The 9,988-nt window shown below is 65.6% G+C and carries 9 protein-coding genes; 3 read left to right on the top strand and 6 right to left on the bottom strand.

Annotated elements, in window-relative coordinates; genetic code table 11:
* Positions 1–129: 129 nt before the first annotated feature.
* The 3 genes from ACQR1B_RS03460 to ACQR1B_RS03470 all read right to left on the bottom strand — a co-directional run bounded on the left by ACQR1B_RS03460 (position 130) and on the right by ACQR1B_RS03470 (position 3,900).
* A complete protein-coding gene (locus ACQR1B_RS03460) occupies positions 130–1,032 on the bottom strand; it encodes an ABC transporter permease (protein WP_434831228.1) in 903 nt (300 codons plus the stop codon).
* Between the two features lie 2 nt (positions 1,033–1,034).
* Positions 1,035–1,988, bottom strand: a complete 954-nt coding sequence (locus ACQR1B_RS03465) for an ABC transporter permease (protein WP_315772647.1) — start codon at positions 1,986–1,988, stop codon at positions 1,035–1,037.
* 292 nt (positions 1,989–2,280) lie between these two features.
* Positions 2,281–3,900, bottom strand: a complete 1,620-nt coding sequence (locus ACQR1B_RS03470; RefSeq protein ID WP_434874991.1) for an ABC transporter substrate-binding protein — start codon at positions 3,898–3,900, stop codon at positions 2,281–2,283.
* Between the two features lie 249 nt (positions 3,901–4,149).
* Here ACQR1B_RS03470 and ACQR1B_RS03475 point away from each other — a divergent pair, with 249 nt between their 5' ends.
* Complete coding sequence (locus tag ACQR1B_RS03475) at positions 4,150–5,745, top strand: ABC transporter substrate-binding protein (protein ID WP_434831226.1); 1,596 nt, start codon at positions 4,150–4,152, stop codon at positions 5,743–5,745.
* Between the two features lie 131 nt (positions 5,746–5,876).
* On the opposite strand, the gene ACQR1B_RS03480 is transcribed toward ACQR1B_RS03475, so the two are convergent.
* From ACQR1B_RS03480 to ACQR1B_RS03490, 3 genes are all read right to left on the bottom strand, one after another.
* Positions 5,877–6,359 carry a CinA family protein gene (locus tag ACQR1B_RS03480; protein WP_434831225.1) on the bottom strand — a complete coding sequence of 161 codons (483 nt, stop codon included), beginning with the start codon at positions 6,357–6,359 and terminating at the stop codon, positions 5,877–5,879.
* Between the two features lie 81 nt (positions 6,360–6,440).
* Complete coding sequence (locus tag ACQR1B_RS03485) at positions 6,441–7,751, bottom strand: MFS transporter (RefSeq protein WP_434831224.1); 1,311 nt, start codon at positions 7,749–7,751, stop codon at positions 6,441–6,443.
* Between the two features lie 116 nt (positions 7,752–7,867).
* The gene (locus ACQR1B_RS03490) at positions 7,868–8,791 is read right to left on the bottom strand and encodes a transcriptional regulator GcvA (protein WP_434831223.1); all 924 of its coding nucleotides are present in this window, start codon (positions 8,789–8,791) and stop codon (positions 7,868–7,870) included.
* 114 nt (positions 8,792–8,905) lie between these two features.
* Between ACQR1B_RS03490 and ACQR1B_RS03495 the strand changes: the two genes are divergently transcribed.
* Entirely contained in the window at positions 8,906–9,109 is a 204-nt protein-coding gene (locus ACQR1B_RS03495; protein WP_434831222.1) for a DUF1127 domain-containing protein, read from the top strand.
* A gap of 75 nt (positions 9,110–9,184) precedes the next feature.
* The gene (locus tag ACQR1B_RS03500; RefSeq protein WP_434831221.1) at positions 9,185–9,778 is read left to right on the top strand and encodes a GNAT family N-acetyltransferase; all 594 of its coding nucleotides are present in this window, start codon (positions 9,185–9,187) and stop codon (positions 9,776–9,778) included.
* Positions 9,779–9,988 lie beyond the last annotated feature (210 nt).

Genomic DNA, 9,988 nt, shown 5'->3' on the forward strand with positions numbered 1-9,988 from the left:
GTTCGTGGAGAGACCTGTGCCCCCTCACCCGGATTGCATCTTTCGATGGAATCCGACCTCTCCCCGCAAGCGGGGAGAGGTGCACTGTCGATGCCGAGCGAGCGCAGTTGATAATCAGCATGGCAACCATCAGCTCCGGATGTCCATCGCGCTGCGCAGGCCGTCGCTGAGCAGGTTGAAGCAGATCGACACTGCGAAGATCATCGCGCCCGGCAGCGCCGCCACCCAGGGATTGACGTAGATCGCCGTACGCAGCGTGTTCAGCATCAGGCCCCATTCCGGCTCCGGCGGCTTGGTGCCGAGGCCGAGGAACGACAGGCCCGCGGCGAGGATCATCGACACCGAGATCAGGCCGGTGGCGTAGACGAAGATCGGCCCGAGTACGTTGCCCAGCATGTGCGCCCGCATGATCGTGAACGCGTTCGCACCGGAAGCGCGCGCGGCTTCGACGAAGTCGCGGTGGCGTACGCCGGTGGTGACGCTTTCGGCGACGCGGGTAATCTGCGGCACGAACACGATGGTGAGCGAGACGATGGAGTTGGTGATGCCGGCACCGAGCGCGCCGGAGATCGCGATCGCCAGCAGCACCGACGGAAAGGCGTAGAACACGTCGATGGTGCGCATGATCGCGGTGTTGACCCAGCCGCCGACATAGCCGGCGACGAGGCCGAGCAGGGTGCCGATGCCGAAGGCGAGGATGACGGGCGAGATGCCGATCAGGAGCGACAGCCGGCCGCCATAGATCAGCCGCGCCAGCATGTCGCGCCCGAGTTCGTCGGTGCCGAGCGGATAGTTCGGCGTGCCGATGTGGCGGAGGCGGCGGATCATCGAGCCCTGATAGGGATCGGCGAGATGCAGATAGGGCGCTGCTAGTGCGGAGAGCAGGATCAGCAGCAGGATCGCGACGCAGACCATGCTGACCTTGTCTCTGATGATGCGGCGGCCGACCGTGGCCCAATAGCCGCGCGCGTTCGCGGCCGGCGCGGCCTGCAGCGCAGAATCGTTCATCGCACTCGGGGACGTGATGCTCATCGCTAGCCCCGCTTGATGCGCGGATCGATCGCGGCCTGCGCGATGTCGACCACGAGGTTGAGGATCACGAAGAACATCGCCAGCACCAGGATCGTGCCCTGCAGCAGCGGCAGGTCGCGCTGGAAGATCGCCGAGTTCAGCAATAGCCCGGAACCCGGCCAGGAGAACACGGTCTCGATCAGGATCGAGCCGCCGAGCATGTAGCCGAGCTGCAGACCCATGATCGCGAGCGCCGTCGGCGCGGCGTTCTTCAGCACATGGCGGAAGACATGGGTCTCGCGCAGCCCTTTGGCGCGCAACGCCTCGACGAAATCCTGGCTCAGGATGTCGCCGGTCAGCGCGCGCACGGTGCGCGTGATGATGCCCATCGGAATTACCGAGGTGGTGATTGCGGGCAGCACCAGGAAGCGGATATGCGCCCAGTCCCACGCCCACGCGCCCGAGCCGGACGGGCCGGCGCCGACCGCGGGCAACCAGTTCAGCTCGACCGAGAAGATGATGACCAGCACCATGCCGAGCCAGTAATGCGGCACGGACACACCTGCGATCGCGATCGAGGTCGCGACCTTGTCGATCCAGCTGTCGCGGAAATAGCCGGCGACGAGACCGAAGAACAGGCCGAGCGAGAAGCCGATGATGGCCGCCGCTATCGCAAGCGTCACGGTGTTGGACACCGCGCGCAGCACCTCGGCGAGCACCGGCCGGCCGGTCGCGATCGAGCTGCCGAGATCGCCATTGACCGCGCGCCACAACCACAGACCGAACTGCACCGGCAGCGGCTTGTCGAAGCCATAGGCCACGCGCAGCTGCTGCGCCAGCTCCTGCGACGCGTCGGCCGGCAGCACCGCGACCAGGGGATCACCGGGCGTGATGTGGACGAGCATGAAGCAGACCAGCGCGACACCGATGATGATCGGAATCGCGTACACCATCCGCCTGGCAGCATAAGAGAGCACGAAGTTACCTCATCCTTACTCTCTGCGAAGAGAGCGAAGGTTTCCACCTGTGTTGCAGCGAGCGCGCTGCCCGCCTCTCCCCGCGTGCGGGGAGAGGCCGGATTGCATCGTCAGATGCAATCCGGGTGAGGGGGGCTCTCCACGAACACCAGACTCGCGGAGAGTCCCCCTCACCCCAACCCTCTCCCCGCAAGCGGGGCGAGGGAGCGCACCGCGCGCGCCGAGAGAGCTCGGCATTCAACGAACAAAAATGAGCGCCTTCCGGATTGGAGAGGTCACCCCGCCATGAACATCATGGATCGATGGAGATCGGCGAGAAGTCGATGAACCAGCTCTTCGGCTGCACCACGCCCTTGACCTTCGGGCTCATCGCGCGCGGGCCGACGTCGTGGGCGACGTAGAGGAAGGCGGCGTCGTCGACGGAGGCCGCATGCAGTTCGGCCAGCGCCTTGTCACGCTCGGTGGGATCGAAGGTCTGGCGCGCCTTCTTCACCAGCTCGTCGAACTTCGGATTGTTGATGAAGCCCCAATTGTTGGAGACCGGCGGCGCCATCGACGACTGCAGGAAGCGCACCAGCGCGAAGAACGGGTCCATCGCCGCATAGGTCACGTTGGTGGCATTGGCTCCGTTAGCGGACGCGTCCTTGGCGCCGCGGCGCCAATTGGTGAACAGCGTGTTCCACTCGATGACGTCGAGCTTGACGTCGAAATAGCACTCGGCCAGCGCCTGCTGCAGATACTCGTTCATCGGCAGCGGCTGCATCTGGCCCGAGCCCGAGGCCGAGGTCTGCGTCTTGACCTCGAGCTTCTTGTTCGGGCCGTAGCCGGCCTCCTGCATCAGCTTCTGCGCCGCCGCCTTGTCGTATTTGATCTCGAAGGTGACGTTGCCGCGCCAGGGATGGCCCTTCTCGAAGGTGCCGGTCGCGGGCACCATCAGTCCGGCGAGCAGCCCGTCCTTCAGGCCCTCGCGATCGACGCAGAGATTGGCGGCCTTGCGGACGCGGATGTCGTTCCAGGGCGAACCTTCGACGCGCGAGAACTGCCATGGCCAGACATGCGGCTGCTCGTTGGCGTAGAGCTTGAAGCCGCGCTGCTTGATCTCGGGCAGCGCATCGGGCGCCGGCGCCTCGACCCAGTCGACCTGCCCGGACAGCAGCGCCGCGGTGCGCGCATTGGCTTCCGGCATCGGCAACAGGATCATCTTGTCGGACTTCGGCACCCGCGCCTTGTCCCAATAGGCCTCGTTCTTCGAAAGCTCCAGGCGCTCGCGCGGCGTGAACTTGCTCATCTTCCACGGGCCGGTGCCCGAGGCGTCCTTGGCGAACGCGGCCCAGGCGGCTTGCGACTTCGCCTTGTCGTCGGCGCCGGTCGCGGCCTCATACAGTTTCTGCCACTTGGTTGGACTCGCCATGAACAGATTGGTGAGATTGATCGGCAGGAAGCTGTCCGGCTCCTTGGTCGTCAGCTCGACGGTCATGTCGTCGATCTTGCGCGCCGAGGCGAGCGTCGGCATGCGCGAGGCGGTGACGCCGACCTGGCTCGGATCGAACTGCGGCGCGTCCTGTTTCAGCACCTTCTCGACGTTCCACACCACGGCATCGGCATTGAACGGAGCGCCGTCATGGAAGGTGACGCCGGGACGCAGCTTGAACGTCCATTTGGTCTTGTCGGCCTCGTCGACCTTCCATTCGGTGGCGAGGCCGGGAATGACGACGCTCGGCTTGTCGGCCGACGACAGGTCCCACATCGTCAGCGAGTCATACATCGTCACGCCGGTAAAACGGTTGCCCTCGAAACCCTGGTCGGGCTGGCCGAGCGTGCGCGGAATGTCGGCGGCCGTCATGCCGATGCGCAGCACGGTTTCCGCGCCGGCCGCAGCCGGCAGCAGCACGAGCGAAGCCGTCGTCATCATCGCGGCCGCAACGGCCGCACGGTTGGTCCTCGAGGTCGCAATACGCGAAAGCACGATCAACATCTCCAAGCAGGCTGGCTAAATTCTGTGCATCGTTATGCAACGGCTATGCCAGCAGTGCCTGCGAGCAGGGTCCTGCGACGCGAGGTCACAATTGTTTGTGCTCAAATGATCCCGCCGGAAGGCTTGGCACCCGGATTGCAGGTTTCGCGGATCGAATTCATCCGATTGCCACGGAGTGTTACTCGCATGCGTATTTTCAACTTACTGCTCGCCACGGCGCTCGCGCTCGGCCTTTCGGCGGCCTCGGCGCGGGCGGAGACCGTCCTGCGCTACGGCATCTCGATGGCCGACATTCCGCTGACCACGGGACAGCCCGATCGCGGCGCCGGAGCCTATCAGTTCACGGGCTATACGCTCTATGATCCGCTGGTCGCGTGGGACATGAGCACGGCCGACAAGCCCGGCAAGCTGATCCCCGGCCTCGCCACCGAATGGAAGGTCGACGCTGCCGACAAGACCAAATGGCGTTTCACCCTGCGCAAGGGCGTCAAGTTCCACGATGGCAGCGACTTCAATGCCGATGCGGTGATCTGGAATCTGGACAAGGTGCTCAACGATAAGGCACCGCAGTTCGACAAGCGGCAGAGCGCGCAGGTCAAGACGCGGCTCCCGTCAGTGGCGAGCTACGCCAAGATCGACGACTCCACGGTCGAGATCACGACCAAGACGGTCGACTCGTTCTTCCCCTATCAGATGCTGTGGTTCCTGATTTCGAGCCCGGCGCAATATGAGAAGCTCGGCAAGGACTGGGACAAGTTCGCCAGCCAGCCCTCCGGTACCGGACCTTTCAAGCTGACCAAGCTGGTGCCGCGCGAGCTCGCCGAGCTCACGAAGAATTCCGAATATTGGAACAAGGACCGGCTGCCGAAGACGGACAAGCTCGTGCTGGTGCCGATGCCGGAAGCGCTGACCCGCACCAATGCGCTGCTCGCCGGCCAGGTCGACCTGATCGAGACGCCGGCGCCGGACGCCGTGCCGCAGCTCAAGGCCGCCGGCATGAAGCTCGTCGACAACGTCACGCCGCATGTCTGGAACTATCATCTCAGCGTGCTGCCCGGCTCGCCGTGGACCGACATCCGCCTGCGCAAGGCGCTCAACCTCGCGATCAATCGCGACGAAGTGGTCGGGCTGATGAACGGTCTTGCGAAGCCCGCCAAGGGCCAGGTGGACCCGTCGAGCCCGTGGTTCGGCAAGCCGACCTTCGAACTCAAATACGATCTCGCCGCCGCCAAGAAGCTGGTCGAGGAAGCCGGCTACTCGCCGAGCAAGCCGCTCAAGACGACGTTCATCATCGCGCAAGGCGGCACCGGCCAGATGCTGTCGCTGCCGATGAACGAATTCCTGCAGCAGAGCTTCAAGGAAATCGGCATCGACATCGATTTCAAGGTGGTGGAGCTGGAAACGCTGTACACGCATTGGCGCAAGGGCGCGGCTGACGAGATGAACGCCGGCATCACCGCCAACAACATCGCCTATGTCACGTCCGATCCGCTCTACGCCATCGTCCGCTTCTTCGCCTCCGACCAGATCGCGCCGGTTGGCGTCAACTGGGGCGGTTACAAGAACCCGAAGGTCGACGCGCTGATCGCCGAGGCCAAGCAGACCTTCGATCCGGCGAAGCAGGATGAACTGATCGCGCAGGCGCATGCCGCCGTCGTCGACGATGCCGTGCTGGTGTGGGTGGTGCACGACACCAACCCGCATGCGCTGTCGCCGAAGGTGAAGAAGTTCGTGCAGGCCCAGCACTGGTTCCAGGACCTGACGACGATCGGGGCGGAGTAGCTGCGACGGCAGTGTGTTCGCCGACGCCATCCGGAGCGGGCCGAGGCCTGGATGGCGTCGCTCGCAACGACGAGGGGTCCTGTCCTCCCGGCTCGGCGCGCCGCCCGTGCTCGACCGGGACGACAGCGGACCTATTGGCCGAGCTTCGTCAGCAGCAGCTCCAGCGCGCTTGTCGCGAACAGCCGCATGTTGGCGAAGCGGTCGCTGCTGCCGCTCTCCAGCGTGACCACGGCGGACGCCGGCCCGGCCACGGCGAAGCAAGCATGGCCGGCGGCGTCGCCATAGCGGTTGCCGGTCGGGCCGGCGGCGCCGGTCTCCGACAGGCCCCAATCCGTCGCAAAGCGCGTCTTGATCTGCCGTGCCAGCAACTCCGCATACGGCTCCGACGCCGAGCGGATGCCCGTCATCGCCTCGTCGGGAATGTCCATCAGCACGCGGCGGGCGTCGCGCGTATAGACCACCGCGCCGCCGAGAAAGTAGGCCGACGCGCCGGGCACCGCGAGCAGCGCCGCTGCGATCAAGCCGCCCGCGGAGGATTCCGCCACCGCGATGGTCTGTTTGTTGGCGATCAGCCGGGCCGCGACCTGTTCGGCTATGGCAATCATCTTGTCCATGACGGGTCTCGCTTCGGATGCAGCCTCAACAAAAAGGGCGGCATCCGATGATGCCGCCCGCGACGTGAACGGACAACCCGGTCAGGCCGTCACTGGCCCGCGCACCGCCACCGCCTGCTGACCGCCGCGATAGACGGTCAGCGCGGCGACGATGCCGAGCGCGGCGGCGCACATCAGCCAGAGGCCGGGCGAGGCCTTGTCGCCGGTCTTGTTGATCAGCCAGGTCGAGACGGCGGGAGTCGCGGTGCCGAACAACCCGGCCGCCAGCGCGAAGGCGATCGAGAAGCAGGTGGTGCGGACATGGGCTGGCACGATCTCCACCAGGCAGCCCAGCATGGTGCCGCTGTAGACGCCGAAATAGAACGAGAACAGCATTTCGACCGCGAGCAGCTTGCCGAAGCTCGGCGCCGCCGCCAGCCAATGCAGGGCGGGATAGGCGGTCAGGAACGCCAGCACCGCGATGGTTACCAGCACCGGCTTGCGCCCGATCCGGTCCGACACGGCGCCGCCGACCGGATTCCAGAGGAAGTTGGTCACCGCGACCAGCAACGTGACGATCAGCGAATCCGCCGCCGACAGCTTCAGCTCCTTGCCGAAGCCGGGACCATAGACGGTGATGAAGTAGAACGTCGTCGTGGTCAGGACCGCGATCATCATGCCGAGGATCACGATGCGCCAGTTCTCCAGCGCCGAGGCGAACACCTCGCTTGCCGTCGGATGTTTCTTCATGGCGAGGAAGGCCGGCGTCTCCTCCAGCGTGCGGCGCAGGAAGAAGATCAGCGGAATGATCAGGCAGCCGATGAAGAACGGGATGCGCCAGCCCCAGGCGGCCACCATGTCGGCCGGCATGGCCTGGTTCAGCACGTAGCCGATGACCGACGCGACGAAGATCGCGACCTGCTGACTGGAGGACTGGAACGAGGTGTAGAGGCCGCGATTGCCGGGTGTGGAGATCTCGGACAGATAGACCGACACGCCGCCGAGCTCGACGCCGGCCGAGAAGCCCTGCAGCAGGCGGCCGAGCAGCACGATGATCGGGGCTGCGATGCCGATCGTTGCGTAGGTCGGGCAGAACGCGATCACGACGGTCCCGATGGCCATGATGCCGAGCGTCACGATCAGACCCTTGCGCCGGCCGATCTTGTCGACATAGGCGCCGAGCACGATGGCGCCGACGGGCCGCATCAGCGCGCCGAGCCAGAATACACCATAGGCGTTCAGCAGCGCCGCGGTCTCGTTCTCCGACGGGAAGAACGCCTTGGCGATGATCGGGGCATAGAATCCGAACAGGAAGAAGTCGAACTGCTCGAGAAAATTGCCGCTGGTGGCGCGCAGGATCGCGCCGAGGCGCGACTGGATGGGGGCGGGCTGGGCGGCTGAGGTCGGTGACAACAGAACAAACTCCTACCGTCGAATGGCTCGTGCGGAAGAATTCTGCGCCGGCCGTGGAATGGTGCGGCAATCTGCCACGCATCACCCCGACGGCCAATAGCCTTGCTGGTAATAACTTAACGCTGAACAGGATTTGGCGATGCGCCCTTTTGCTGCGCTGCACTCTTCAACCACAGCCGAAACGCCTTGAGCTTGGGTGGATCGGTGCGTCCCTCCGGCGTCACCAGGTAAAAGCCGGCGTCGCTCGGCAGCACCATCTCGAACGGCGCCACCAGCCGTCCCTTGGCGATGTCGTCCTGGACGTAGGCGGTGCGCCCGAGCGCGACGCCGACGCCGTCGATCGCGGCCTGGATGGTCATGAAGATCATGTCGAAGCCGAGCTCGGCGCGCCGCGGCATCCCGGCCGGCAGGCCCGCTGCGGTCAGCCACAGCGGCCAATCGTCCTCATAGCCGCCGGTCGTGTGCAGCAGCGTGTGATGCGCGAGGTCTTTCGGACAGCGCAGCGGCCTGTCGCCCTGCAGCAGCGCCGGGCTGCACACCGGAAACACCTCGTCGGCCATCAGCCATTCGGCGCGGACGCCGGGCCAGTGGCCGCGGCCGTAGCGAATTGCGGCGTCGACATCCTGCTTGCGGAAGTCGACCAGCGACCTGGAGGTGGCGATGCGCACGTCGATTCCGGGATGATCCTGCTGGAAGGCGCTGAGCCGCGGCAGCAGCCATTTGGCGGCCAGCGACGCGATGGTGGAGACCGTCAGCACCTTGGCATTGTCCTTGCGGACCAGCCGCTCGGTCGCGAGCCGGAGATCGTCGAATGCCGCCCGCACCAGCGGCAGATAGTCGCGCGCCTGCGGCGTCAGCGCCAGGCTGCGGTTCTGGCGCACGAACAGGCGCAGCCCGAGCTCGTCCTCCAGCCGCTTGATCTGATGGCTGATCGCGGTCTGCGTCACGTTCAGCTCGGCCGCCGCGCGGGTGAAGCTCAGATGCCGCGCCGCCGCCTCGAAGGCCCGTAATCCGTTCAGCGAGGGCAGCCGTGCGGCCATCCGGGGTATCCTCTATTCATGATTTTATTTCATCCGAATGGGTATGAAATGTCGTTTGTCGATGCGCGGCAAGCCGTCGATAGTGCAGCCTTACTGTAATTTCAGGAGGCTTCAATGTCCACGTACGTCTCCTCGTCGATGACGAATCATCATGCCAACGGGTTCTGGTCGGGGGTGGCCGAGCTGGTTGCAGCGTGGCGCTTCCGCTACCGGACGCGCCACGAGCTGGCGCTGTGGTCGGAGCGCGAACTGCACGACCTCGGCCTGTCCCGGGGCGACATCGCCGCCGAGATCGACAAGCCGTTCTGGCGGGCCTGAGCCCTCACTCACCCCGCCACGCCGGCGCCGCTCCGCCAAGGAGGGCGCCGGCACCCCTCTCCGCCGGAGCTCGCCATGCCGACGCCTGCTGTCGCCGACCTCGCTGCCGCGTCCGACGTCATCCATACGCGGCGCGGCGAGCCGGTGCGGTTGCGCTTCGTGACGCCGGACGATGCCGACCTATTGCAGGGCTATGTGCGCTCCTTGAGCCCGCGTTCGCGAACCAAGCGCTTTCTCGGCGCGCTGAGCGAACTGCCCAAGGCGGTGCTCGACGATTTCGTCGCGCTCGGCCGCAACGGTCGCTTCAGCCTGATCGGAACGATGGAGCAGGACGGCGTCGCGCGCGTCGTGGCCGAGGCGCGCTACGCGTTCGACCGCGCCACCGGGCGCGTCGAGTTCGGTCTGTCGGTGCAGGACCGCTGGCACGGCCACGGCATCGGGCCGGGGCTGATCGCGGATCTGGAGCGCCGCGCCCGCGCGCTCGGCGCCATCAGTCTGTTCGGCGACGCGCTGCGCACCAACGACGTCATGATCGCGCTGGCGCGCAAGGCCGGTTTCGCGATCCAGCCGCATGCGGACGATTGGACGTTGGTCAGGTTCGAGAAGGTGCTGATCACGCCGGTCGCGCAGTTGCCCGGAGGCCCTCGTCACATGACGCTCATCATCTGAAACGAGATGCGTAGGGTGGGCAAAGGCGCGTTCCACAGCTGTATCCACGTGCCGTGCTCTTGACCGCGCCGTGCCCACCGTCTTGCGGCGTGCACGCGGCGGGATGGTGGGCACGCGTCCGCCTTGCGGCGGCCGCTTTGCCCACCCTCATATGGGGTCTTGTGAGTCAAGTCTCGTTTGATAGGTCGGGTTGTTTTTTCGAGGGGCGGT

This window comes from Bradyrhizobium oligotrophicum (assembly GCF_051168495.1).
Classification (GTDB): Bacteria; Pseudomonadota; Alphaproteobacteria; order Rhizobiales; family Xanthobacteraceae; genus Bradyrhizobium; species Bradyrhizobium oligotrophicum_A.